Annotated in this window: 24 protein-coding genes; 14 read left to right on the top strand and 10 right to left on the bottom strand. The window is 69.4% G+C overall.

Annotated elements, in window-relative coordinates; translation table 11 throughout:
• Positions 1-25: 25 nt before the first annotated feature.
• Positions 26-685: an MSMEG_1061 family FMN-dependent PPOX-type flavoprotein gene (locus BLU81_RS21775; protein ID WP_092546357.1), complete on the bottom strand. Its 660-nt coding sequence runs from the start codon at positions 683-685 to the stop codon at positions 26-28.
• Between BLU81_RS21775 and BLU81_RS51805 the strand changes: the two genes are divergently transcribed.
• Positions 676-981 (top strand): rhamnogalacturonan lyase family protein, encoded by a 306-nt coding sequence (locus BLU81_RS51805; RefSeq protein WP_331717487.1) that lies wholly within the window; start codon positions 676-678, stop codon positions 979-981. The genes BLU81_RS21775 and BLU81_RS51805 overlap by 10 nt on opposite strands.
• Before the next feature lie 48 nt (positions 982-1,029).
• Here BLU81_RS51805 and BLU81_RS21770 read toward each other — a convergent pair whose 3' ends face one another.
• Complete coding sequence (locus BLU81_RS21770; RefSeq protein WP_092546356.1) at positions 1,030-1,449, bottom strand: MarR family winged helix-turn-helix transcriptional regulator; 420 nt, start codon at positions 1,447-1,449, stop codon at positions 1,030-1,032.
• Positions 1,450-1,532: 83 nt separating this feature from the next.
• On the opposite strand from BLU81_RS21770, the gene BLU81_RS21765 reads away from it, so the two are divergent.
• Positions 1,533-2,336 carry an SDR family NAD(P)-dependent oxidoreductase gene (locus tag BLU81_RS21765; protein WP_092546355.1) on the top strand — a complete coding sequence of 268 codons (804 nt, stop codon included), beginning with the start codon at positions 1,533-1,535 and terminating at the stop codon, positions 2,334-2,336.
• Between the two features lie 9 nt (positions 2,337-2,345).
• Here BLU81_RS21765 and BLU81_RS21760 read toward each other — a convergent pair whose 3' ends face one another.
• Complete coding sequence (locus BLU81_RS21760) at positions 2,346-3,818, bottom strand: FAD-dependent monooxygenase (RefSeq protein WP_092546354.1); 1,473 nt, start codon at positions 3,816-3,818, stop codon at positions 2,346-2,348.
• Positions 3,819-3,886: 68 nt separating this feature from the next.
• Between BLU81_RS21760 and BLU81_RS21755 the strand changes: the two genes are divergently transcribed.
• Positions 3,887-4,531: a TetR/AcrR family transcriptional regulator C-terminal domain-containing protein gene (locus BLU81_RS21755; RefSeq protein WP_092557445.1), complete on the top strand. Its 645-nt coding sequence runs from the start codon at positions 3,887-3,889 to the stop codon at positions 4,529-4,531.
• 7 nt (positions 4,532-4,538) lie between these two features.
• Here BLU81_RS21755 and BLU81_RS21750 read toward each other — a convergent pair whose 3' ends face one another.
• Positions 4,539-5,483, bottom strand: a complete 945-nt coding sequence (locus tag BLU81_RS21750; protein WP_092546353.1) for a quinone oxidoreductase family protein — start codon at positions 5,481-5,483, stop codon at positions 4,539-4,541.
• Positions 5,484-5,616: 133 nt separating this feature from the next.
• Here BLU81_RS21750 and BLU81_RS21745 point away from each other — a divergent pair, with 133 nt between their 5' ends.
• Together BLU81_RS21745 and BLU81_RS21740 are read left to right on the top strand one after the other, a co-directional pair.
• Positions 5,617-6,492 carry a helix-turn-helix transcriptional regulator gene (locus BLU81_RS21745; RefSeq protein ID WP_172890596.1) on the top strand — a complete coding sequence of 292 codons (876 nt, stop codon included), beginning with the start codon at positions 5,617-5,619 and terminating at the stop codon, positions 6,490-6,492.
• A 261-nt stretch (positions 6,493-6,753) separates the two neighbouring features.
• Positions 6,754-7,161 carry a hypothetical protein gene (locus tag BLU81_RS21740; protein WP_092546351.1) on the top strand — a complete coding sequence of 136 codons (408 nt, stop codon included), beginning with the start codon at positions 6,754-6,756 and terminating at the stop codon, positions 7,159-7,161.
• Positions 7,162-7,323: 162 nt separating this feature from the next.
• Here BLU81_RS21740 and BLU81_RS21735 read toward each other — a convergent pair whose 3' ends face one another.
• Together BLU81_RS21735 and BLU81_RS21730 are read right to left on the bottom strand one after the other, a co-directional pair.
• Complete coding sequence (locus tag BLU81_RS21735; RefSeq protein WP_092546350.1) at positions 7,324-7,914, bottom strand: TetR/AcrR family transcriptional regulator; 591 nt, start codon at positions 7,912-7,914, stop codon at positions 7,324-7,326.
• A gap of 76 nt (positions 7,915-7,990) precedes the next feature.
• Entirely contained in the window at positions 7,991-8,584 is a 594-nt protein-coding gene (locus BLU81_RS21730; protein ID WP_092546349.1) for a TetR/AcrR family transcriptional regulator, read from the bottom strand.
• 94 nt (positions 8,585-8,678) lie between these two features.
• Between BLU81_RS21730 and BLU81_RS21725 the strand changes: the two genes are divergently transcribed.
• From BLU81_RS21725 to BLU81_RS21695, 7 genes are all read left to right on the top strand, one after another.
• Positions 8,679-8,882, top strand: coding sequence for a ferredoxin (locus BLU81_RS21725; protein ID WP_197686341.1), 204 nt, complete (start codon positions 8,679-8,681; stop codon positions 8,880-8,882).
• Positions 8,879-10,063: an NAD(P)/FAD-dependent oxidoreductase gene (locus tag BLU81_RS21720; protein ID WP_172890595.1), complete on the top strand. Its 1,185-nt coding sequence runs from the start codon at positions 8,879-8,881 to the stop codon at positions 10,061-10,063. Before BLU81_RS21725 ends, BLU81_RS21720 begins: the two co-directional genes overlap by 4 nt.
• A 21-nt stretch (positions 10,064-10,084) precedes the next feature.
• A complete protein-coding gene (locus BLU81_RS21715; protein ID WP_092546348.1) occupies positions 10,085-11,272 on the top strand; it encodes a cytochrome P450 in 1,188 nt (395 codons plus the stop codon).
• A complete protein-coding gene (locus BLU81_RS21710) occupies positions 11,269-12,207 on the top strand; it encodes an SDR family NAD(P)-dependent oxidoreductase (protein WP_092546347.1) in 939 nt (312 codons plus the stop codon). Before BLU81_RS21715 ends, BLU81_RS21710 begins: the two co-directional genes overlap by 4 nt.
• A gap of 40 nt (positions 12,208-12,247) precedes the next feature.
• Positions 12,248-12,829, top strand: coding sequence for a DedA family protein (locus BLU81_RS21705; RefSeq protein ID WP_092546346.1), 582 nt, complete (start codon positions 12,248-12,250; stop codon positions 12,827-12,829).
• Positions 12,826-14,259 carry an MFS transporter gene (locus BLU81_RS21700; protein WP_092546345.1) on the top strand — a complete coding sequence of 478 codons (1,434 nt, stop codon included), beginning with the start codon at positions 12,826-12,828 and terminating at the stop codon, positions 14,257-14,259. Before BLU81_RS21705 ends, BLU81_RS21700 begins: the two co-directional genes overlap by 4 nt.
• Before the next feature lie 168 nt (positions 14,260-14,427).
• A complete protein-coding gene (locus tag BLU81_RS21695) occupies positions 14,428-16,608 on the top strand; it encodes an MMPL family transporter (RefSeq protein ID WP_092546344.1) in 2,181 nt (726 codons plus the stop codon).
• Between the two features lie 75 nt (positions 16,609-16,683).
• On the opposite strand, the gene BLU81_RS21690 is transcribed toward BLU81_RS21695, so the two are convergent.
• The 3 genes from BLU81_RS21690 to BLU81_RS21680 are packed head-to-tail and all read right to left on the bottom strand — an operon-like array spanning position 16,684 to position 18,768.
• A complete protein-coding gene (locus tag BLU81_RS21690; protein WP_092557439.1) occupies positions 16,684-17,646 on the bottom strand; it encodes an NADPH:quinone reductase in 963 nt (320 codons plus the stop codon).
• 2 nt (positions 17,647-17,648) lie between these two features.
• Positions 17,649-18,164, bottom strand: a complete 516-nt coding sequence (locus BLU81_RS21685; RefSeq protein ID WP_092546343.1) for a PadR family transcriptional regulator — start codon at positions 18,162-18,164, stop codon at positions 17,649-17,651.
• 10 nt (positions 18,165-18,174) lie between these two features.
• Positions 18,175-18,768, bottom strand: a complete 594-nt coding sequence (locus tag BLU81_RS21680) for a cysteine hydrolase (protein ID WP_197686340.1) — start codon at positions 18,766-18,768, stop codon at positions 18,175-18,177.
• A gap of 390 nt (positions 18,769-19,158) precedes the next feature.
• On the opposite strand from BLU81_RS21680, the gene BLU81_RS21675 reads away from it, so the two are divergent.
• Both BLU81_RS21675 and BLU81_RS21670 read left to right on the top strand, forming a co-directional pair.
• Positions 19,159-19,851, top strand: coding sequence for a type 1 glutamine amidotransferase domain-containing protein (locus BLU81_RS21675; protein WP_092546342.1), 693 nt, complete (start codon positions 19,159-19,161; stop codon positions 19,849-19,851).
• 193 nt (positions 19,852-20,044) lie between these two features.
• Positions 20,045-20,638 (top strand): TetR/AcrR family transcriptional regulator, encoded by a 594-nt coding sequence (locus BLU81_RS21670; protein WP_092546341.1) that lies wholly within the window; start codon positions 20,045-20,047, stop codon positions 20,636-20,638.
• Positions 20,639-20,704: 66 nt separating this feature from the next.
• Here BLU81_RS21670 and BLU81_RS21665 read toward each other — a convergent pair whose 3' ends face one another.
• Entirely contained in the window at positions 20,705-24,463 is a 3,759-nt protein-coding gene (locus tag BLU81_RS21665; protein WP_092557435.1) for a GH92 family glycosyl hydrolase, read from the bottom strand.
• Between the last annotated feature and the right edge of the window lie 81 nt (positions 24,464-24,544).

Raw genomic sequence — 24,544 nt, 5'->3', positions numbered from 1 at the left:
CGGCCCGGGGCGGCCTGGCCGGCGGTCACTCGTACCGGTACTTCAGCGCGTCCGCCTCGTTCTGCTCGATGTCGGCGATCGTCAGGTCCGGAATCCGCAACTGCGCCAGGGTCACCTCGGCCGACGTCGGCTGGGCGTCGGCCGGCAGCCACTGCTCCGGCTTCCAGGCCCCACTGCGCAGCAGCGACTTGGGGCAGTGCGGGTAGACCTCCTCGATGCCCACCACCAGTGCACTGGCCGGCGGCTTGCCCACGGCAGTCAGCTGGGACAACAGGTCGGGGCGGGTGGAGACGCAGGCCCGGCCGTTCAACCGCAGTGTCGTGGTGCGCCCGGGAATGATGAACAGCAGCCCGGCCCGGCCGGTGGCGACGATGTTCTGCAGGGTGTCCAGGCGCTTGTTGCCGGTCGCGTCCGGAATCGCCACCGTCCGGGAGTCCAGCACGGCGACGAACCCGGTGGGACCGCCGCGTGGTGAGACGTCACAGTTGCCGTCGGCGTCCACGCTGGCGACCATGACCAGCGACGAACAGGCGATCAACTGCCGGGTCTGCTCGGTGAGCTCGGTCATCTGTTTCCGCACGGCGTTCTCACCGGGCAGTTCGTAGGCCAGGCGCAGCGACTCCTGGTCCGGCACGGCGTCGAGGAGCAGCGAGTCGAAGGCACTGGCGGCAAGAGCTGACGTCATGCCCCGACCCTAATCGACGATCCGGTCCCACCCGTACCGCATTTCGCGCCGCTACGGGTCGCCGAATCCAGTGTGGCCCGGATCAGCGGACACCGCACGGCCGCAATCCGGCACTGATCGGCGACCTGTCCGGTGACTGGCGCGAGGAGGTGGTGCTGAGCAGCAAGGTCCACGACGAGTTGGTCATCCTCACCACCGACCAGTCCACCGGCACCCGGCTCTACACGCTCGCGCAGAACCCGGCCTACCGCAACGGCATGGATGCTCAAGGGCTACCTGCAGTCCCACGCGGTTGACTACTACCTCGGCACCGGCATGACCACCCCACCGGCTCCGAAGATCCACTACGCCCGGAGGTACGTCTCCCGGGTCCGGCTCAGCAGGCTGTTGAGCTGCGTCAGCTCCTCGGGTCCCAGGGCGGCGAACGGAGTCACCGTCAGCATCCTCCGGATCAGCTCGGCGCGGACCGCGCGGCCCCGCTCGGTCAGCACCAGCACTCGGGAGCGACGGTCCGCCGGGTCGGTGCCGCGAGTGACGAGACCACGGTCCACCAGCTGGTTCGTGATGAACGTCAGGTTGGACGCGTTGCAGAACAGCCGGTCCGCCACCGTCTTCATCGACGGTGGCGGCTCGGCCGGGTCGATGGCCCAGAGCGCGTGCGCGGTGGCGTCGGTGAGTCGATGCTCGGCCAGCAGGGGAGTCATCCGGGAGTTGGCCATCATCGTGATCTCGTGTGCGGCGGCGACCACGGCGAGCAGGTCCATGGTCCCATCGTACCGATGCTTCAAGTCTTGAAGTTTGTGTTACGGTTCGCTTCAAGTTAGTTCGAGACTTGAAGGGAATCGGTATGGAGTATCGCGGCATCACGGCGATGGTCACCGGGGCGTCCAAAGGGATCGGCCGGGCGTACGCCCACGAACTGGCCCGGCGCGGCGCGAACCTGATCCTGGTGGCCCGCTCGCCGGACGCGCTCGCCCGGGTCGCCGACGAGATCCGGGCAGCGTACGGGGTGTCCGCCGAACCGCTGGCCGCCGACCTGAGCAGCACCGACGGCCCGGACCGGGTGGCGCGCGAACTGGCCGCCCGAGGGCTCACCGTCGACCTGCTCGTCAACAACGCCGGCGCGGGCTCGGTCGGGCCGTTCCTGGACCGGCCGTACGAGCCGCAACGCCGCGCCGTCGACCTCAACATCCACGGGCTGATGGCGCTGACCTACCAGCTCGGCGCGCAGATGGTCGCCCGTGGTTCCGGTGGCATCATCAACGTCGCCTCCACCGCGGCCTTCCAGCCGTTGCCCTACCAGGCCGGGTACGCCGCCACGAAGGCGTTCGTGCTGTCCTTCACCGAGGCGTTCGCCCAGGAGATGCGCGGCACCGGCGTCCGCGTGATGGTCGCGCATCCCGGCGCCACCGAGACCGGCTTCTTCGACGGCACCACCGCCGTGATGGACCCCCGCGCCACCGACTCACCGGAGCGGGTCGCCGCGAAGACCTTGAACGACTTCGCCCGAGGCCGCCTCAACTCCTACCCCGGCCGCCCGTTCAACCGCGCGCAGACCCTGGCCGCACGCCTGATGCCCCGAGCCGCCGTGGCCCGCCTGACCTTCGGCCTGAACCGCCACCTCGGCTTCCACACCGTCCAGGACGCCTGAAGCCGCGGGTCACACCCCGATGCTCGTCGCGGCCTTGCCCGCCCACGCGGTCAGCGCGCCGGGTCGATCGCCGCCCGGCTGGCCGTTGCGGCTGATCCAGGCGACGTGGCCGTCCGGGCGGATGAGGATCTCGGTGATGCCGGCCAGCGCGGGGTGTGCGTCATCGGAGGCCATGGCCACGGTGACGCGTCCGGCCCAGCCCGCGACCTCGTTCTCAGCCGGGCCGTCGCCGGTCAGGCCGAGCAGCACGAACGTGCCACCGCGCAGGGACTCGGCGACGCTGGTGTGCGTGGTGAGCGGGATGTCCGGCATGCGGGCGCCGACGAGTGGTTCGGGCGACACGCCGTACCGGGTGTCCAGTCCGGACACCGCGCCCGCGATCCGCCGGTTGGCGGCTTCGATGCCGAGCAGGTCGTTGATCAGTGCCCGGAGTGCGGCAGCCGGCCGCTCGTACCGGGCGACCTGCGTGAGTTCCAGCAGCAGCGTCTGGACCTCGGTGTTGGCGGTGACGGCGGCGCCGACCGGATGCCGCTCGTCGTGATAGCTGTCGAGCAGGCCGTCCGGAGCCCAGCCGTGCACCTGGGCGGCCAGTTTCCAGCCGAGGTTCGCCGCGTCCTGCAGCCCGGTGTTGAGCCCCTGACCGGCCGCGGGAAAGTGGATGTGCGCGGCGTCGCCGGCCAGCAGGACACGACCGGACCGGTAGCGGGCGGCCAGCCGGGTGGCGTTGCCGAAACGGGACAGCCATCGGGGCTCGGCCACCCCGAAATCCGTTCCACAGGATCGTACGAGGGCGGACCGGAGCTCCTCGAGCGTCACCGGCGTCGACGACGGCTCCCGCATCCGCTGCGCGTCGACGGTGACGAATCGGGTGATCCCGTCGCCGAGGGGGACCGCCAGTACGCCACCCGGCGCTGCGCGGTGCAGGATGGTGCCGTCGATGACGGCGAAGTCGCCGAGCATCCCCGTGAGGGTCTCCGCAGTGCCGGGGAATTCGATCCCGGCGGCCTCCCGGACGATACTGCGGCCACCGTCGCAGCCGACGACATAGCGGGCCCGCAGCCTCGTGCCGTCCGCCGTGACCTCCACGCCGTCGTCGTCCTGGGCGAGTCCGGAGACGGTGGTACCCCGGGAGACCGGAACGCCGAGGGAGTGCACCCAGCCGGCCAGCAGTCGCTCGGTCTGGGCTTGCGCGAGAAACAGCGTGTAGCCGTGTGAGCTGTCCAGGGCGGCGAAGTCGAGCCGGGTCTCGAGGCCGGCGAAGTGCCAGCCGGGCACCGGCTTGCCCACGGCCAGGAACGCGCCGGCGAGTCCGCGCTGATCCAGCACTTCGACGCTGCGCGGATGCAGCGTGAGCGCTCGCGAGTCGCGCTGTGGTGAGTCCCGTCGTTCCAGGACTCGCACGCGGACTCCGGCCAGCGCCAGTTCCCCGGCGAGCATCAGCCCGGTGGGGCCGGCTCCCACCACGATCACATCGGCGTCCATGCGGTGTTCCTCCCGGTACTAATTAATGAACAGTGTTCACGTGAACGCCGTTCACTATAGTGCTGACCATGGGTACCGTGACAACCCCCGAACGCCGAGGCCGGCCGCCGAGACTCGACCGTGGCCGCACCGTCGACGAGGCGCTGCGCCTGCTCGACGAGAACGGCCTCGACGCGCTGACCATGCGCCGCCTCGCCGAAGCCATGAACGCGCAGGCCGGAGCCCTGTACCGGTACTTCGCCACCAAGCAGGACCTGCTCACCGCGATGGCCGAAAGGATGCTCGGCTTCGGCGCCGACGCCATCGCGGACAGCGACGACTGGCGGCAGGTGGTCACGGTCCACGCCCACCGGCTGCGCGCCGCTCTGCTGGCCCATCGCGACGGCGCCCGGGTCTACGCGGGCACCCGCTCGGTCGGGCCGAACACCCTGGGTTTCGCCGAAACCGTCGTCGCGTCGCTGATCAGCGCGGGATTCACCCCGGACGACGCCGCTCGGGCGATGTTCGCGGTCGTGCACTTCACCGTCGGGCACACCCTGGAGGAACAAGCCGCCGCCGGAGACCCGGCCGACGTCGACCGGTTGTCGGCCGCTCTCGATCCGGAGTCCTACCCGGCGCTGGCGGCCGCCGGCGCGGCACTGACCGGTCCCGGCTTCACCGCCTACTTCGAGTTCGGGCTCACCGCCCTGATCAGCGGCCTGCGGCCCGGCTGATCAGCGATCAGACCCGCACCACCTGCCGGCCCCAGGCGCCGCCCTTGTCGAAGGATCGGTGTGCCGCGGCGATGTCGGCGAGCGGGTACACGCCGTCGATCACCGGCTGGATCCGGCCCGCGGTGACCTGCTCGGCCAGCTCGGTGAGCTGCGCGGTGCGGGGATCGGCGCTGAACGTGCGGATGCGGCGGGACCCGAAGACGGTGGACGCGGCGATCGCGGCGATCGCCGGGCCGGACAGACCCACCGTCACCATCCGCCCACCCGGGGTCAGCCGTCGGCGGTAGCTGGCGAGTTCCGTGCCGACGGTGTCCACGATGACGTCGAACGTGCCGATCCGGTCCGCGGTGACCTCCGTGTAGTCGAGGACCCGTTCCGCGCCCAGGCTGGTCAGCGCGTCGGCGTGCCGGGACCGGGCCAGCGCGGTCACCCGGCCGCCGAAGGCATGCGCGAGCTGGACGGCGGCCACCCCGACGCCGCCTGCCGCCCCACGGACCAGGACACTCTCGCCCGCGGCCAGACCGGTGGCGCCACAGAGCGCGGCCAAGGCGGTGATCCCGGGAACCACCAGGGCCGCGGCCTGCACCGCCGACAACCCCGCGGGTACGGGGGCGACACGGTCGGCGGGGACGACGACGTACTCGGCGGCGCCCGCGATCTGGTGCTTCCCCCGCGGATGCACGGTGCCCCACACCAGCTGGCCGTCGACGGCACCGGTGGTGCCGGGGCCGATCCCGGCGACGACACCGGCGAAGTCCAGGCCCGTTCCGAGCGGGAACCGGCGACCCGAGACGATCTTCATGGCTCCCGAGCGGACCAGCGAGTCATGTCCGTTGACACTGGACGCCGCGACAGCGACCAGAACCTCGCCCGGCCCCGGTTCGGGACGCTGCACTTCGGTGAGGGTCAGGACGTCCGGGGTGCCGTACGAAAGGATCTGGGCGGCCTTCATGGTGTTGGTCCTCTCGGTCGTGAACGTCTGCCACACCGAGCCTGCCGCCCCGAGCCGCGAACATGGTCGGCCGGTTTTTCCTGGGACAACGGGACCCACCCTCGGACCGGCGCTTTCGCGCATACTGGGCGGCGTGGACGACGACCCCCGCCGCGAGCTGGCGGAATTCCTGAAAGCCAGGCGGACCCGGGTGCGCCCGGAGGACGTCGGGCTGGAGCCGGGACCACGCCGCCGGGTGTCCGGGCTGCGCCGCGAGGAACTGGCCCTGCTCGCCGGAGTCAGCGCCGATTACTACCAGCGGATGGAGCAGGGCCGTGACGTCCGGCCGTCCGAGCAGGTCCTCGACGCCCTCGCCCGTGCTTTGAACTTCTCGGCCGAGGAGACCCGGCACCTGCACACGCTCGCCACCGCCGCCCGCAAGCCGGTTCCCCGCCCCCGGCGCCGCACTCCGGAAACGGTGCTGCCGACCACCCTGCGGCTGCTGCGGACGATGACCGCCCCGGCGGTGGTGGTGGGCCGGCACCTCGACGTGCTCGCCTGGAACCCACTGGCCGGCGCCCTGCTCGGCGACCTGAGCCCGCTGCCGCCGTCGGCCCGTAACATGCTGTGGCTGCTGCTGCAGCCCGGCGCTGACCTGACCTGCCCCGACCGGGCGGCCACCGTCGGCGAACTGACCGCCATGCTGCGCACCGCGGTCGCCGCCGATCCCGGCCACCCGCGAGCACTCGAACTGGTCGGTGAACTCGCGGTCCACAGCACCGAGTTCCGCACCCTCTGGGCCCGCCACGACATCGAGGAGACCACCCGCGGCCGGATGCGTGTCGTGCACCCGCTCGTCGGCGAACTCCACCTCGATTGGGACGCGTACCGGCTGCCCGGAGCGGCCCCCGCCCCGATGATCGTCGCCTACACCGCCGAGGAGGGCAGCCCTGACAGCGAGCGTCTCCGCCTGCTCGCCCAGTTGGTCGACACCCCTGCCCCGGCCGCAGTGCCGGTCGGACGGTTCTGACACCGTCCCGCAAAACTCATCGGTTTCGATGACAACGAGCACCGCCGCACGGGTGTCTTCTCCTGTGTGACGACCGTTATGAAGCACGGACCGGCCCGGACGGCGAGCGGCGCGGAGCACGATTACTTCGCCAACACCCGCGGCGCCCTCCCGGCACAGGTCAAGGAAGGGAAACAGCAGCCGGGGGCCGCGAGAAGGTGGTCGCCGCCGCGGAATATGCCGCCAAGGGCGACCTGGACAAGGTTCGCCGGCAGATGGCCCTTGGCGCACCTTCCCGCCGACGCCAAGGAGACGCCGCCCGTCCTCGCACCCGGCGTCAAGCCGTCGAACACGGGAGAAGAGAAGCGCAACGTCAACATCACCGACAACTGGGTCTGGAACAGCTCGATGGACGCGCTGGGACTTCGGGCCGGCAGCCCGGCGGTCCGGGCCGGAGTGCTGCGCCTGGTAGGTCAGATGCCCGAGGTCACGGTCGAGAAGACCACCCTCGGGGGCAAGCCGGTGCTGACCCTCGCCGCCGGTGAACTCGCCACCGGTGGCCCCACGCAGACCCTGACCGTCGACGCTGAGACCGGTCTGCCGATCAAGTACGTCGTCGACGGCGGCAAGACGATCAACTACACGGTCGCCCGGGTGACCGTCGCGGACGTCGCCGCCGGCAAGTTCTGATCCGGGCCGCTTGACGCCGGGGCCGGCCCGCCCGCCGGCCTCGGCGTTCCCCCCTCTCTCCAGACGAAGGACGACGAGAGACATCCGGCCCGGTGGAAGCCGCCGGGCCGGATGAGGCAGGCGCTGACGGCACTCGGCCTTTCCCGCAGCGTTGAGTTCAGGCTAGAGGGGATTCTCGGCTGTTGTGGGCCGTGGTTTCGGTAGGCCGAGAGTGAGCCGGCCTACCGCGCACAGGTGTGCATGCAGTTCTCTGTCGTCGAGCCCGAGTGCGGGGTTGGCCGCTGCGCCGGCGAGCCCGCGGGTGACGACGCTTGCTTTGACTTCGCCGGCCGGCCCGGCCTCGACTCCCGCAAACAGCGCCATCTGCCGCTGACTCAGTGCGCTGAGTTCGGGGTGGGCGCGCAGCATCTCGATGACTCCCGGGTCGCCGGAGAGCAGGCTCATCAGGGACTTGTGGTGGACGACGATGTCCACGAAGCCGATGAGGAGACGTTCGGCGCGGGCGTGGTGTCCGCGTATCGCCTCGGCTGCCTCGACGGCGGCCCGTAGTTGTCCGGCAAGTGGCTCGATCACAGCGAGAAGCAGGTCCTCGCGGGAGCGGAAGTGGTGGTGCACGGCTGATTTCGTGACGCCCAGTTCGGCAGCGATCATTTGTAGAGAGGTGCCGGCGAAGCTGTGGCGGGTGAACAGGCCGAGGGCTACGTCGATGAAGCGTTGCCGGCTGTCCAATGCTTTCGCCGTGGTGCGTGGCATTCGTTCGGACTCCTCGCTGTGGCCGCCGGTTTCGTAGCCTAATGCGATCGACCATGAACGTTCGCGGACGACGCCGCTAGCGGCCGGGTTCGGGCAAGCTGCGAGCCGCGGCGGGGGAGAGCCCGTCGAGCAGCAGAGCGAAGTAGCGGCGCCATTCCTCGGTGTCGGGGTCGGTGCTCCACAGCACACTGACCAGCATCGCCATGATTCGCGGGAGGTCGGCCGCGCTGATGTCGGGCCGCAGTGTTCCGGCCTGCTGGGCTCGCCGGGTGAGCGCGGCGAGTGCGGTGAAGAAGGCAGCGGACAGGTCGGTGGTCGGGGATCCGGTGGTTCGTGCCGCCGCGAGCGTGTTGCGTTCCCGCGCGACGGTGAAGACTCCGGCTTCGATCAGGGTGGTGAAACCGCGCAGCGCGTCGTCGTCCGAGACGGCCTGTTCGATGGCGGGGGTCAGGTGTTCGGCGAAGCTCTGGTCGATGGCCGCCCGGACGAGGTCGCTCTTGGCGGGGAAGTGGCGGTAGAGCGTGCGGATGCCGACTTTCGCCCGCCGCGCGATCTCCTCGAGGTGTACGTCCGGTCCGTCGTCGGCGAAGGCTGTTCGTGCTGCTTGCACTATGCGTTGCGCGTTGCGGGCGGCATCGGCTCGCGGGTGCCGTTCGGTCTCGGTTGCCACATTCCCAGCCTAGCAATTGACAGTCGACTGTCGGTTTCGTGCTAGCTTGTCGGAGATAAATGACAGCCAACTGCCATTTAGGCTGGAGGGGGTGATGGCGTTGCACGTCGACGTCGAGACCGAGAAGTGCGTCGCCGCTGGTCACTGTGTGCTGCTGGCGCCTGAGGTGTTCGACCAGCGGGACGAGGACGGGGTCGTGGTGCTGTTGGAGGCGGCTCCGGATCCGTCGTTGCACGATGCGGTGCGGGAGTCGGCCATGATGTGTCCCGCGGCGGCGATCCACCTGGCCGGGTCGTGACGCGAGTCGTGATCGTCGGTGCCTCGGCCGGCGGGATCGCCACCGCTGAGGCGCTGCGGCGGTCGGGGTACGACGGTGTGCTCACTCTCGTCGGGGACGAGGTGGAGACGCCGTACGACCGGCCGCCGTTGTCCAAGCAATTCCTGGCAGGCCGACGGACGTCGGGCGACCTGGCCCTGCGTACGGTGGATGCGCTCGCCGCTCTTGACCTTGATCTGCGGCTCGGATGTACGGCGATCGGCTTGGATCCGGATCGCCGTACCGTGGCCCTGTCCGATGGACTCGCCCTGGGTTACGACACCGTCGTGCTGGCGACCGGGGTCCGGGCGCGCCGGATGCCGGGGACCGCGGATCTCGCCGGCGTGCACACGTTGCGGTCGTTGTCGGATGCCCGGGCGTTACGGGAGCAGCTGCGGCCCGGCCGGCATCTGGTGATCGTCGGTGCCGGGTTCGTCGGTGCCGAGGTGGCGGCGACCGCCGTCGCACTCGGCGTACGGGTGACGCTGCTGGAATCGGCGCCGGTTCCGCTTGCCGCGGTCACCGGCTCGGCGGCGGGCAGGTTCCTGGCCGCGGTGCACGCCGCCCATGGCGTCACCGTCCGCACCGGGGCCGTGGTGGCTCACGTCGAGACCTCCGCGGTGGTGCTGGCCGACGGCACCAGAATCGCCGCGGATGCGGTCCTGATGGCGATCGGCACCATCCCGAACACCGAGTGGCTGGCCGGCAGCGGGCTCGCACTCGACGACGGTGTCGTCTGCGACGAATACTGTGCCGCGGCTCCTGGTGTCTATGCCGTGGGTGACGTGGCCCGCTGGTACAACCCACTGTTCGGCGCGGTGATGCGGGTCGAGCATCGCACGAACGCCGCCGAGCAGGGCCTGGCCGTCGCCCGTGCCGTAGTCGGGCAGGCGGTGCGTCCTTTCGCGCCGGTGCCGTACTTCTGGTCCGACCAGTACGACGTCAAGATCCAGGCGTACGGCGTCCTGCGTGGGCACGACGAAGCCCTCGTCATGGAGAACGACCTGGACACTCGCCGATTGCTCGTGGCTTACCGCCGTGGCCAGACGCTGACCGGCGTCCTGGCCGTCGGAGTATCCCCGCGCACGTTGCGTGCATGGCGTGCGCTCATCGCGGCTCGCACCCCCTGGGCGGCCGCCCTCACCGACATGACACCTGTCTGATCTGACACGGAAGAGGTTCCCATGACGACCGCGACATTCCCCGGTGCGCGTTCCGCCCGCCAACCGTTCGACCCGCCGGCCGAGTACACGCAGTGGCGTGAGCAACCGGGCCTGCACCAGGCGGTGTGGAACGGCCACACCGTCTGGGTGGTCAGCCGCTACGAGGACATCAAGGCAGCGATGACCGACCCCCGGGTCAGTGCCCAGGCTCTCGCCCTGCAGAGCAACGGTGCCCACGACGGGACGAACGCCCCCGACATCTTCCCGCGGATGGACGATCCCGAACACGCCCGCCTGCGGCGCATGCTGACCAAGGACTTCACCGTCAAGCGGGTCAACGCGATGCGCCCCGGCATCCAGCAGATGGCCGACGACCTGATCGACGCCATGATCGCCGGCGGGCAGCCCGCGAATCTGGTCACCGACTACGCCCTGCCTCTGCCGTCGCTGGTGATCTCACTGCTGCTCGGTGTCCCGTACACCGATCATGACTTCTTCCAGACGATCACCGCGACGATGATGAACATCAACGCGTCGCGTGACGAGAAGGCCACGGCCTCGCGCCGGTTCTTCGGCTACATGATGGAACTGGTCGCCCGCAAGGAACGCGAGCCGGGCGACGACCTGATGAGCCGCCTGGTCCACGAGCACGTCCTGACCGGCGAGTTGCGCCGCGAGACCGCCGCGATGAACGGCGTCATCCTGCTCAACGCCGGCCACGAGACCACCGCCAACATGATCGCTCTGGGCACCGCGGCGCTGTTGGAGAACCCGGCCAAGGCGGCGGTGCTGCGTGACACCGACGACGATGCCGTCGTCGCGAACGCGGTCGAGGAGCTGTTGCGGTACCTGACCATCGTGCACAGCCTGGTCGCCCGGGTGGCGCACGAGGACCTGGAGATCGGCGGGCAGCAGGTCAAGGCGGGTGAGGGGCTGGTCATGAACCTGCCCGCCGGTAACTGGGACCCCGCCTTCGCGATCGACGCCGGTGAGCTCGACTTCGACCGTGCCGTGCGCGGTCACCTGGCGTTCGGTCACGGCGTGCACCAGTGTCTGGGCCAGGTTCTGGCCCGCGCGGAACTGCAGATCGCTCTGCCCACCCTGCTGCGCCGGCTGCCCGGGCTGCGGTCGACCGTGCCGCTGGAGGAGATCCGCTTCCGCAACGACATGAGCATCTACGGCGTCCACGAACTCCCGGTGGCCTGGTGAGCGCCTTGCGTTTCGACGGCCGGGTCGCCGTCGTCACCGGCGCTGGGGGTGGGCTCGGCCGCCACCACGCGCTGCTGCTGGCCGAGCGCGGGGCCCGTGTCGTGGTCAACGACTTCGGTGGCTCGGTCACCGGCGAGGGCGCCGGTGCCGGGCCGGCCGAGGAGGTCGCCGCGCAGATCCGTGACCTCGGCGGGGAGGCCGTCGCCGACACCCACAGCGTCGCCACTTCCGCGGGGGGAGAAGCCGTCATCGGTACGGCCGTCGCCGCCTACGGACATGTCGACATCCTGATCAACAACGCCGGCATCCTGCGTGACGCCCCGATCGGGGACCTGACCGACGAGCAGCTCGACGCGGTTCTCGACGTGCACCTCAAGGGCGCCTTCCATCTCATCCGCCCGGCCTGGCGGATCATGGCCGAGCGTGGCTACGGCCGGATGGTGAACACCACCTCGGTCGCCGGGCTGCTCGGCACCGCCGGCAAGGGCAACTACGGGGCCGCCAAGGCCGGCATCGCCGGGCTGACCCGCGTTCTCGCCCTCGAAGGCGCCGGGTACGGCATCCGGGTCAACGCCGTCGCCCCGATCGCCGCTACCCGTATGCTCACCCACTCGATGCCCGCGGGCGGGCTCGATCCCCGGGCGCAGTCGATGATGGACGCGGTCACGGCCCGGCTCGATCCGGCGCTCGTATCACCCGTGGTGGCGTTCCTCGCACACCAGGACTGCCCGGTGACCGGCGAGATCTACACCGCGGGCGCGGGGCAGGTCGCCCGCTTCTTCACCGGCCGAACCCGTGGCTACCACCACCCCGCCCTGTCCGTGGAGGACGTGCGGGACCACCTTGCCGAGATCCGCGACGAGACCGGTTACACCGTCCCCGCCGATCCCGGCACCGAGATCGCCCAGCTACTGAAGGCCATCAGCACCACTTGACGGGACACCGACAGCCAGCATCTGAAGGGAGCACGCCCCCATGGACGTACTCACATGGTTGCAAGAACTGCCGGAATACGCGATCGTTGCCGCCACGGGCCTGCTGGTCCTGGGCGAGGGCATCATCGGCGTCGGCTTCTTCCTGCCGGGCGAGGCAGCGCTGCTGCTCGCCGCGGCCGCCGTCGGATCGATCGCAGACTTCTTCCTGCTCTGGAGCACCGCGGTCGCCTGCTCGGTGGCGGGCAACGTAGTCGGGTTCGAGCTCGGCCGCCGGGTCGGGCCACCGTTACGCGACACCCGGCTCGTCCGTAAACGCGGCGCCGAGTCCTGGGACAAAGCAACACTCATGCTGCAGAAACACGGGGCCTGGGCGGTGTTCACCGGACGGGTGATCCCGTTCGTGCGAAACGTCGTGCCACCGGTAGCCGGCGCCGGTGGCCTCTCCTATCGCATGTTCCTGCCCGCCGTCACTGCCGGAGCCGCGATCGCCACAGCGTTGCCCATCCTGTTCGCCATGGCGATCGCTCAAGGAGCCAGAGGTGCCGGCGCCGGCATCGTCGTCGCCGTGCTCCTCGCCGCTGCCATCGTCGTATTCGTGATGTACCGGCGGCGCAGACGATGAGCGCCGGCAGACGTCTGCTCGCACCGCTGAGCGGCTTGCTGCTGGTGCTGTTCGTGGCCACGTTGAGCAGCACGGTGATCTCGACCGCGCTGCCCGAGATGCTGGGCCGGTTGCACGGCTCGCCGGTTCAGCTCACCTGGGTCGTCACCGTCGCCCTGCTCACCGCGACCGCGTCCACCCCGATCTGGGGCAAACTCGCCGACCTGTACAGCAAGAAGACGCTCATCCACGCTGCCGTCGCGGTGTTCGTAGTGGGGTCGCTGGCGGCGGGCCTGAGCCAGAGCGCCGGGTTCCTGATCGCCGCCCGCGCGGTGCAGGGCGCCGGAGTCGGTGGCCTGCAGGCTCTGGCCCAGATCGCGATCGCCGCGATGATCCCCCCACGTGAACGCGGCCGCTACAGCGGCTACCTCAGCAGCACCACGGCACTGTCCACGATCGGCGGCCCGCTGCTCGGCGGGCTGCTCGTCGACACGTCCTGGCTGGGCTGGCGCTGGTGCTTCTTCATCGGCATCCCGGTCGCCGTCGCCGCTCTGGTCGTGCTCCAGGCGACGTTACGGATCCCGGTGGTGCCTCGCGAAAGAGTGCGGATCGACTATCTGGGTGCGCTGACGATGACGGCAGGCGTCGGACTGCTGCTGGTATGGGTGTCGTTCGCCGGCGACGCCTTCGCGTGGTGGTCGTGGCCGAGCGCCGCGCTGGTCACCGGAGCGCTCGGCCTGCTCGCTCTCACCGGCTGGGTGGAGGCGCGGGCGCCGGAGCCGATCCTGCCGCTGCGGATCCTGCGGCAGCGCACGACCGCTCTGGCCATTCTCGGCAGCCTGGCCGCCGGGACGGCGATGTACGGCGCGGCCGTGTTCCTCACCCAGTACTTCCAGCTCGCCCGAGGGTTCTCGCCGACCGCAGCGGGTCTGCTGACCATCCCGATGATGGCGGGCATCCTGGTCACGTCGCTGGTGGGCGGCCGGTTGGTCTCGCGTACCGGGCAGGTCAAACCGTTCCTGGTCACCGGCGCGATCCTGCTCACCGCGGGTCTCGGGTTGCTCGGCCTGACCGGGGCACGAACATCCCTGGTGCTGATGGGTGTGGCCATGGTTGCCGTCGGCGCCGGGATCGGCCTGACGATGCAGAACTTCGTCCTTGTCGTCCAGAACACTGTTCCACTGCGCGACATCGGCACGGCCAGCTCCACGATCGCGTTCTTCCGCTCGCTCGGCGGCACCATCGGCGTGTCCGTACTGGGCGCGATCTATGCCCGTCGCATCGACACACCCGCCGCCGACGACATCGCGTACGGCAACGCCACCGGCACCGTCTTCCTGATCTCCGCGGCCGTGGCGGTGCTGGGCATCGTGGCTGCCGTGTCACTACGGCCGGTGAGTCTCCGCACCAGTCTTGACCTGCCCCAGGAGCCGCAGTCCGCGCGTGGGTAACAGCACTGTGCCATGGCGGGACTGCACTGCGTCTGGATTGGTAACTGCACGGTAAAACTGCACGATCGTGAAGTAATGAACTTCACGATCGTGCAGTTTTTTGTGGGGTTGGCGGCTAGCTTCTGCAGGACAGCCCCATTCCGACTCGACCGATGCGAGGACTCACCCATGGCTTGGTTTCTGTACCGGCTCGGCCGGTTCGCCTTCCGCCGACGATGGCTGGTTCTCGGCCTCTGGCTGGCCGTCCTCGCCGCCGCCCTGACCGGCGCCGCGACATTGTCCGGCCCGACCAGCGACGGACTGCGCATCCCCGGCACCCCGTCACAGCAGGCGATCGACCTACTTCAGCAACGATTCCCGCAAGCCTCTGCCGACGGCGCCACCGCACGTGTGGTCTTCGCCGTCACCGATGGCAAGCTCACCGACAAGGCCACCAAAGCCATGGTCGAGGACGTCGTCGCACAGCTGCAGCAGGCACCCGGCGTCACCGCCGTCGACGACCCGTACGAGTCGCGCACGGTCAACGAGACCGCGACGGTCGGCTTCGCCCAGGTATCCTACGAGATGTCCGCCCGGGACCTGACAGCGGAAGCGAAATCCGCGCTCGCCGGGATCGTGGAGCGAGCCGGCACCCCCGGGTTGAGCGTGGAAGCCGGCGGCGACGCCATGGACGGCGGCAGTGAGCCCGGCTTCACCGAGGTCATCGGTGTCGCCGTGGCAGCCGTGGTCCTGTTCATCACCTTCGGATCCCTGGTGGCCGCCGGCCTGCCGCTGCTGACCGCACTGCTCGGTATCGGCGTGGGCGTCGGCACCATCACCGCCGCGACCGGGTTCATCGAACTGTCGTCGACGACCACGATCCTCGCCCTGATGCTCGGACTCGCGGTAGCCATCGACTACGCCTTGTTCATCGTGTCGCGCTACCGCTCGGAACTCGACAACGGCTACGAACCCGAAGACGCCGCAGGACGCGCGACTGGCACCGCCGGATCGGCCGTGGTGTTCGCTGGTCTCACCGTGATCATCGCCCTGGTCGCACTGTCGGTGGTCGGCATTCCGTTCCTGGCCCAGATGGGTGTCGGCGCCGCGTTCACCGTCGCCATTGCCGTCGTCATCGCCCTGACGCTGCTACCCGCGGTCCTCGGCTTCGCCGGCCGCAAGGTCTCCGGCAAGCCCGCCCGCCGTGCAGCCGGCAACGAAGCCTTCGGACTGCGCTGGGCCCGCGGCGTCGCCCGCCGGCCGGTCGTCGCCTTGGTCGCCGGGGTCATCGGCCTCGGCGTCGTGTCCCTGCCCACTCTCGACCTGCAGCTCGGCCTGCCTGATGACAGCACCGCAGCCCAGGACAGCAGCCCGCGCAAGGCCTACGATCTGATCTCCGCGGGTTTCGGCCCCGGCTTCAACGGGCCCCTGACCGTCGTCGTCGACGGCGCCGCCGGATCGGTGAAAGCCGCCGCGGAGACGACGACGGACCGCATCCGGCAACTCGACGGCGTCACCACCGTCACCCCCGCTGCTCTCAATCAGGCCGGTGACACCGCTGTCCTGACCGTCATCCCGGCCAGCGGACCCAGCGACACCGCCACCCAAGACCTCGTTCACAGCATCCGGCAGATCGACGGCACGATACCCGGCGCACGGATCGGGGTCACCGGCCAGACCGCCGTCAACATCGACATCTCCCAGCAACTCGGCAACGCCCTCGTGCCCTACCTGATGGTGGTGGTCGGACTCGCGTTCCTGCTGCTGATGCTGGTCTTCCGGTCCCTGCTGGTGCCGTTGAAAGCGACACTCGGGTTCCTGCTCAGCATCGCTGCCACCTTCGGCGCGGTCGTCGCGGTCTTCCAATGGGGCTGGGCCGCCGACCTGCTCGGCGTCGACCAGACCGGACCGATCATCAGCTTTCTGCCCATCATCCTGATCGGCATCGTCTTCGGGCTCGCCATGGACTACCAGGTCTTCCTCGTCACCCGCATGCGCGAGGACTACGTCCACGGCACCGAGGCGCGCGCGGCCGTCGTCACCGGCTTCGGTCACGGCGCCCGTGTGGTCACCGCCGCCGCGATCATCATGATCAGCGTCTTCGCCGGCTTCATCCTCGCCCCGGACGCCATCATCAAGTCCATCGGCTTCGCGCTGGCCTCCGCGGTCCTGTTCGACGCCATCGTGGTCCGCATGACCATCGTGCCCGCCGTCATGACCCTGCTCGGCCGGGCGGCATGGTACCTACCAGGCTGGCTCGACCGCGTCCTGCCGGACGTCGACGTCGAGGGAGAGCAACTGCGCCACCGGCTCGATGCCCCCGTGCAACAGCACCTGACGGGTGAACACCGCGACCGGTTGCCCGTCTGACGGATCGCGAGAGGCTTCGGCGAGCCGTGGTGGCCTCTGCTGACGCACAAGTGACGACTATCGGCGCTGCCATTGTCAGAGGGCCAGCAGGACTCGCTGCCGATTGTTCCGGTCGACTCGTTCGTGGGCCTCCGCGGCCCGGTCGAGTGGGAACGGTCGCTCAACGGGGATGATCAGGCTGCCCGCGCGGGCGGCGGCGGTCAGCTCTGTGGCGGCCTCCCGTTTCGCGGTACGGGGGAAGTCGTCGCTGCCGAACAGTCGCAGCGTGACGTTGTCGAAAAGCATCGGCCAGAACGGGAACCCGGGTCGGTCGGCGCTGGTGGCGTACGCGGCGATGATGCTGTTGTTGTGCACCACGGCGGCGTCCAGGTCGGCGTTGCCGGCAAAGTCGACCTCGATGATCCGGTCCACGCCGCCGGGGGCGAGAGCACGGATGGCACTGACCGGATCATCGCTGTCGATCGCGACCGTGCCGGTGGGCGCCGACGGCAGATCCGTGGTGCGCCGCACGGTGCTGATCACCCGGGCGCCACCCAGCACGGCGAGCTGCGCCGCGATGGATCCCACCGCGCCGAGGACCCCGTGCACGAGAACCGTGGCGCCGGTGACCGGGCCGTCGGCGAAGACCGTGCGGTGTGCGGTGATGCCGGGGATGCCCAGAGCGGCGCCCATCTCGTCGCTGACGTCATCGGGCAGGTCGACAGTCAAGTCGTCGGGCACGGTCGTGAACTCGGCGGCGGTGCCCGACGCCCGGTAGGACTGAGCGCCGTACACCCAGACGCGACGGCCCACGCGAGCCTCGCTCACGCCGTCGCCGACCTTGTCGATGACGCCGGCCCCGTCGCTGTGGGGGATCACCCGGGGGTAAGGCATCGTGGAGCCGAGCCAGCCGCGGCGCTTCTTGGTGTCGCCGGGACTGATGCCGGAGAAACGCAGCCGCACCCGGACTTCACCGGGGCCGGGCTCCGGGTCGGGCAGCTCACCCACTTGCAGCACATCTGCCGCGGGGCCTTGCCGGTCGTACCACACAGCACGCATCGTCATTCCTCGAGAATCTCGCGCAGCCACGCGCGTTCGGCCCGGCTGTGAGCCTTGGCGATGGTGAACATCCCACGCCGATACGGATCGGTCATGTCGTTCTCCCGGAGCGGCTCGTCGCCGTCGTAGAAGAAGCTGCCTGGCCGGTCCAGGAAATCGAGCCGCCGCCGCAGCACAGCGTCGCGGCTCGCGCGGTCCGGCAGCAGGCGCAGGAATGCGAGCAGCACCGTGAAGCTGGTGAAGTCGGCGATCTCCGGATCGGCCGGCTCGCGTAGCCGTCGCCGCAGCTCGGCCCGGCCGGTCTCGGTCAGGCTCAGAGTGTTGCGGTGAGCTGCCGCCCGTCCCGGCTCCGCGCGGCGGTCCAGGAAGCCGGCCCGGACCAGGCGGTTGATCGCGGGGTAGAGACTGCCGTCGCTGACCGGACGGGCGTAGCCGGCCAGATGGGTGAGCCGGCGGCGCAACTCGTAGCCGTGCACCACGCCCTCCGCCACGAATCCCAGGATCGCCAGCTCCAGCATGAACGGAATATTACCTCTGAACGAGGTATTCGTCGACGACGGCCTTGGTGTCGGCGACGACGGCGATGTTGGTGAGAGCGAAGTTCAGCGCCGCGTGCTGCCATTCCTCGGACAGGCTGGAGGTGGCGTCGGAGACGACGATGACCTCGTAGCCGTGATCGGCGGCCTCGCGGACGCTGTGCTCGACGGCCATGTTCGTCCACGCCCCGGCGATGACGAGCTTCGTGACGCCGAGGTTGCGCAGCATGATGTCCAGGCTGGTGCCGCCGAAGGCGTTCATCCGGATCCGGTCGAGCACGATCTCGCCCTCACGCGGCGTGAGCTCGTCGACGATCGCGGCACCCCAACTGCCGACCTTGAAGGTGTCGGGGGCGAGCATCCGGAAGATCGGGGCGTTGGCGCCGCCCAGACCTGCGACCGGATGCACGACGATCCGGGAGTGGAACACCGGCACGCCGGCCGTCCGGGCGGCATCGAGCAGCGTGCCGGCATTGGCGATCACGTTCTGCGCCGCGGCGTGGGCGGCGGCGCCGAATGACGCGTACGCCCCGTCGGCGTGCACGGTGTCGTTCTGCATGTCGATGATCAGCAGGGCGGTGGTCACGGGATCTCCTGACGTAGTACATCGATTCGAGCTATCACGCTACACCGAGGCATCAGCGTTATGTCCACTTGATGCGATATCTGACTCTGGGTAGAGGGCAGTGCAGGCGAGGGGAACCTGAACGATCTGACCCGCCGGATGGCGGCGGCCGGCTGTACGCCCTGGCCGCCGGTCCGCGGTGCGGCTTCGCCTCCGAGGTTCGGGGAAACCCGCCGACCCGGGGTGATCGGTGCCGCAAGCTTGGCCTGGTGGTGACCTTCGTCCGCTGGGTATGGGTCTGGGTAGCCGCGTGATGTGGATCATCCGGGTCCTCGGCTTGCCACTAGTAGACCAGTCGTCTAGTGTTCGGGATGTGGCCGACGCGGGCCGCAGGAACGAAAGGTCCCTGACATGAACGTCCTGGTTGTTCTGACCTCGCACGACGAACTGGGTGACACGGGCCGCAAGACCGGCTTCTGGCTGGAGGAACTCGCGGCGCCGTATTACCGGCTCAAGCAGGCCGGTGCCACGATCACCCTGGCCTCGCCGAAGGGCGGTCGCCCGCCGCTGGACCCCAAGAGCAACGAGCCCGGCTCCCGGACCGACGACACCCGCCGGTTCGAGGCGGACACGGAGGCGTCGGCCGCGCTGGACTCCACCGTCGTGCTGAGCACGGTGAACCCGGCCGACTACGACGCGGTGTTCTACCCGGGCGGGCACGGCCCACTGTGGGACCTGGCGGAGGACGCCGACTCGCGGAACATCATCGAGACCACGTTGCGCTCGGGCAAGCCGGTCGCGCTGGTCTGCCACGCGCCGGGCGTGCTGCGGCACGTCACCAACGAGGACGGCACACCACTGGTGCAGGGCCGCCCGGTGACCGGCTTCACCAACACCGAGGAAGAGGGCGTCGGCCTGACCGAGGTCGTGCCGTTTCTGGTCGAGGACGAGCTCAAGGCCAACGGCGGCGTCTACTCCAAGGGTCCTGACTGGGGCTCCTACGTGGTGCGCGACGGTCTGCTGATCACCGGCCAGAACCCCGCCTCGTCGGCCGAGGCCGCCGACGTCCTGGTGGCGCTGCTCGGCGAACACGCCACTGCCTGACCATCACCCGGACACGTCACCGATCGAGCAACAGGGAGACGAGTTCAACAAGGCTCTGATCGACTTCCTGAACAGCCGGGTCGCCACCTGACGAGGGTCGCCAGAACTTCTGGCGGCCCTCGTCGTGCGTCCGGTAGCCGCTCGAGGCGCGTGCTGATAGACGACCGGTCTAATCGGTGCGTAGGCTGGGACCGTGACAAGCAAGAATCTGAACCGCGACACGCGTACGGAACTGCTGCTGGCGGCCGAGCGATCCTTCGCGCACAAGGGCTATGCCGCGGTCGGGATCAATGAGGTGCTGTCCAGCGTCGGCGTGCCGAAGGGCTCCTTCTACCACTACTTCAGTTCGAAGGACGCGTTCGGCGAGGCGGTGATCGCCCGCTACTTCGAGCAGTACCTGGCGGAGATGGACGAGATCCTGAACGCCACCGGTCAGGACTGGGCCGCCAGGATCCTGGCCTATTTCGCGTCCTGGCGTGACTCGCAGAGCTTCGGCGACTGCGAGGGCAAATGCCTTGCGGTCAAGCTCGGCGCGGAGGTCGCCGACATGTCCGAGCCCATGCGCCTGGCCCTGAAAGCCGGGACCGCGAAGATCGTCGACCGTCTGGAGCGCGCGATCATCGGCGCCGCCGATGACGGGTCCTCGTCGTTCACCGGCGACGCCCGGGCGACCGCCGGCGCGCTGTATCAGCTCTGGCTGGGCGCCAGCGTCATGGCCAAGGTGCAGCGGAGCCTGGCCCCCCTGGACGCCGCGAAGACGGTGACACACCAGCTGCTCGGCATGTGACGGTCGGGCGTCGCGCTGGGCTCGGGAACTCCGGCCCGGTGGAGCCACCGGGCCGGACGAGGCCGTCTAGGGAGCCAGCAGCTCCAGCTCGGCCACGGTGGCCGAGCCGGTGAACTCCAGGCGGTAGTGGGTGTACGCGCCGGGCGACGCCACCGTGAACGGCCGGGTCTGCCGCCGCCACGGGAAGGCCTGCTCGGACCGGGTGTCGAGTTCGGTCCAGGTGGTGCCGTCGGCCGAGCCGAGCAGTCGCCAGCCGGCCGGGTCGGCGCCGGCCGCCGCCGCTGAGGTGATGGTGTACTGGCCGGTCTCGGCTGCCGCGGGCAGCGTCCACTCCTGGGTCGTGACGGTCGCCTCGGTCGCCGAGGAGTCGTCGGCCAGGGCGGCCGTGGTCACCGTGCCGGTCACGTCCTTCTGCGGGCGGGCCGGCTCGGAGCCGGAGGTCAGCGACGGCGGCACCGCCTTCGCCCCGGTGGCCCACTTCGACGGCTTCGAGCCCATGGTGAAGTCGAGGGTCGCGCCGCCCGCCAGGACCGAGTGCGGCAGATTCGTGGAGTTCCAGGCCTTGCCGTCGACCTTCAAGGACTGGACGTAGACGTTACGGGACGAGTTGCCGGGTGCCCGGATGACGACCTTCCGGCCGTTCTCCAGGTTGATGGTGGCCTTGGTGAACAACGGCGAGCCGATCACATAGTTGGCGCTGCCCATCTGCAGCGGGTAGAAGCCGAGAGCGGCGAACACGTACCAGGCGGACATCTCGCCGTTGTCCTCGTCGCCCGGGTAGCCCTGGCCGATCTCGCTGCCCAGGTAGAGCCGGTCGACGATCTCCCGGGTCAGGGCCTGGGTCTTGGACGGCTGCCCGGTGAAGGTGTACATCCACGGGATGTGGTGCGACGGCTGGTTGCTGTGGCCGTACTGGCCCATCCGTACGTCCCGGGCCTCGGTCATCTCGTGGATGACGCCGCCGTAGGAACCGGACTCGAGCCCGGTCTCCGGTGTCGAGAAGAACGTGTCCAGTTTGCCGGCGAGCGCATCCCGCCCGCCGTAGAGGTTGGCCAGCCCTTGCCCGTCCTGCGGCACGTGGAACGCCATGTTCCAGCCGTTCGTCTCGGTGTAGTCGTAGCCCCACACCTCCGGGTCGTACTGCGCGGGGTTCCACCGCCATTGTCCGGCGGAGTTCCTACCTTGGAAGAAGTCGACCGACGAGTCGAAGTGGTTGACGTAGTTGAGGGCGCGCGACCGGTAGTAGGCGGCCTCCTCGGTGTAGCCGAGAGCCTGGGCCATGTTCGCGATGCCGTAGTCGTTGATGTACCCGTCCACCGCCCAGGACATCGCCTCGCCGGTGACGTCCGACGGTGTGTACCCCTTGAAGATCGAGGTGGTCAGGCCCTTACGCCCGACGTTGTCGTTCGGCGGCGCGACCGAGGCGTTCTTGACGGCAGCCGCATAGGCGTCCTCCAGGTCGAAACCTTTCACGCCCTTGAGGTACGCGTCCGCGAAGGCGACGTCCGAGCTCGTGCCGACCATCAGGTTCGCGTATCCCGGCGACGACCAGCGGGAGATCCAGCCGCCGTCACGGTACTGCTGCACGAACCCGTCCACCATCTCGCCGGCCAGCGTCGGAGTGAGCAGCGAGTAGGCGGGCCAGGTGGTGCGGTAGGTGTCCCAGAAGCCGTTGTTGACGTACACCTTTCCGTCCTTGACCTGGGCCCCGGTCTGGGTCGGTGTGCTCGGCGGCGTGGTCGTCGACGATTGGACCGCGTGCCGCCAGACCGGGGCCGCGTTCGTGCCGGTGTTCTCGTGTGCCGAGTTCGGGTAGAGGAACAGCCGGTACAGGTTGGAGTAGAGGGTGACCAGCTGATCCCGGCTCGCACCCTCCACCTCGACGGTACGCAGCTTGGCGTTCCAGGCGGTCTCGGCGCGACCGCGGACCGTCTCCAAGGTGTCCGCGGCGGCGAGTTCCAGCTCCAGGTTGTGCCGGGCCTGGTCGACGCCGAGCAGTGAGGTGGCCACCCGCAGGTTCACCGTCTTCGCGCCGACGGTGACGTACCCGGTGGAGGGCCGGTTGCCGGCCGGCAACATTCCGCCACCGAGCACCGGGGCGTCGACAGTTCCGTAGAGGAACATCCGGGACGCGCCGTTGGACAGGCCGCTGCGCACGTCGGTCCAGCCGGAGATCGTGCCGGTCGCCGCGTCGACGGTCAGGCCGGCGCTGTCGTTGACGTTGTCGAAGATGATGTTGCCGCCGTCACCGGTGAAGGTGAACCGCAGCAGCGCCGCGTGATCGGTGGGCGCGACCTCGGCCTTGAGCCCGCTGTCGAACGTGACGCCGTAGTAGTGCGGTTTCGCGGTCTCGTTCTCGTGGTGGAACGGCAGCGCGCGGGCGGTCCGGCCGGCGTTCGGGACACCGGTGCCGTCCTGCGGCATGAACTGGAAGGTCTGCCGGTCCGCCATCCACGGGCTGGGTTCGTGGCTGACCGACAGTGCCTGCAACTCCGGCACGTTCGCCGCGTTGTTGGCCTTGTGGTACTCGTACAGCCAGCTCAGGGTGGACGCGTTGGTCACCGGGGTCCAGAAGTTGAAGCCGTGCGGCACGGCGGCCGCGGGGATGTTGTTGCCACGGGAGAAGCCGCCGCTCGACTGGGTTCCGCGGCGCGTCTCCACGTACCCGGCAAGGCTCTTGATCGGCTTTTGACCCTTGACGTCGGTCAGGGCGATGTCGTCGAACCAGGCCCGCCAGGCACTCTGCGGCCCGGACGGCTTGTCGTAGGCGACCAGGATCCGGTCGACGGTCCTACCACGGGCGACCGCGCCGATCCGGGAGGTGATCTTGTTCCACTGGTTGACGGACAGCTTCTGCGCCGCGCCCTGCGCCTGCGGACTTACCACGGTCCCGTGCTGGTCCTTTGCCTTCAGTGCACTCAGGAAGGTGCCGTCGGTGAACGCCAGATCCACCGCGGTGAACGTGGCCGGATAGCTCAGGTCACCGCGGGTGAACTCGGGGAACACCAGATAGGAGAGTTCCGTGTCCGGCCCGACTTTCAGATCAACGTCATAGACCTTGTTGTACGTGTAACCGCGCCCGTCCGTGGCATGACGTCCGGCGAACTCCAGCGACGCCAGGCCGGAGTACCCGACCCGGGCCTTGGCGGCCGGCGCGTTGGACGGCCCGGTCCCGATCGCGCTGCGGGCCGGCTCGGCCGGTGGCGGCGTCTCGTCGCCGTTCGACAACTGCAGGTCGGCCAGCTGCACGATGGTCGCCCCGCCGTTCGCGGTCACGGTCAGCCGGTAGTGGAGGTAGTCGCCGGGAGTGGCGACGTCGTAGCCGGTCGTGGCGCCGCGCTCGCCGAGTGACTGCCCGGTCCGGGTGTCGACGGTCGTCCAGGTGTTGCCGTCGGCCGAGCCCTCGAGGCGCCAGTCGCGCGGGTCGCGGGCGGGCACGTCGTTCGCCGCGGTCAGCGCGTAGCGGGCCGCCCGTACCGGCGCGTTCAGCCGGTAGGAGACCCAGCCGGTACCGGCGAAGACCAGCCACTTGGTGTCCGGGTCGGCGTCGAGCAGGTTCTCCTTGACCTCGCCGCCGCTGGTGTTCTCGCCCGAGGCGGTGACCGCGACGACCCGCCCGTTGACCGATCCGGGAATCCCCGGCTGCAGCCGCCCGTCCACGCCGGACGTCCGTTCCGCGGTGTTCTGCCAGGCGGGTGGTGGATCGGTGGTCTCGAACGAGGTGCTGAACCGCGGCGCCGGAGCGGCCGAGGCGGGCCTGCTCACCACCAGCGTCCCTCCGGCCAGGGCGAGCGTCAACAGGGCGGCGAGCGGCGTACGACGCATGAGACCTCCATCGATGAGGATGATCACCCGCCATCTTCGATCGCCCGACATCGATCTGTAAAGGTCTCTTAACAGAAAGGG

Source organism: Actinoplanes derwentensis, from assembly GCF_900104725.1.
Classification (GTDB): domain Bacteria; phylum Actinomycetota; class Actinomycetes; order Mycobacteriales; family Micromonosporaceae; genus Actinoplanes; species Actinoplanes derwentensis.
Note: the sequence above shows the minus strand (reverse complement) of the source record. Positions and strands in the feature narration are given on the sequence as shown.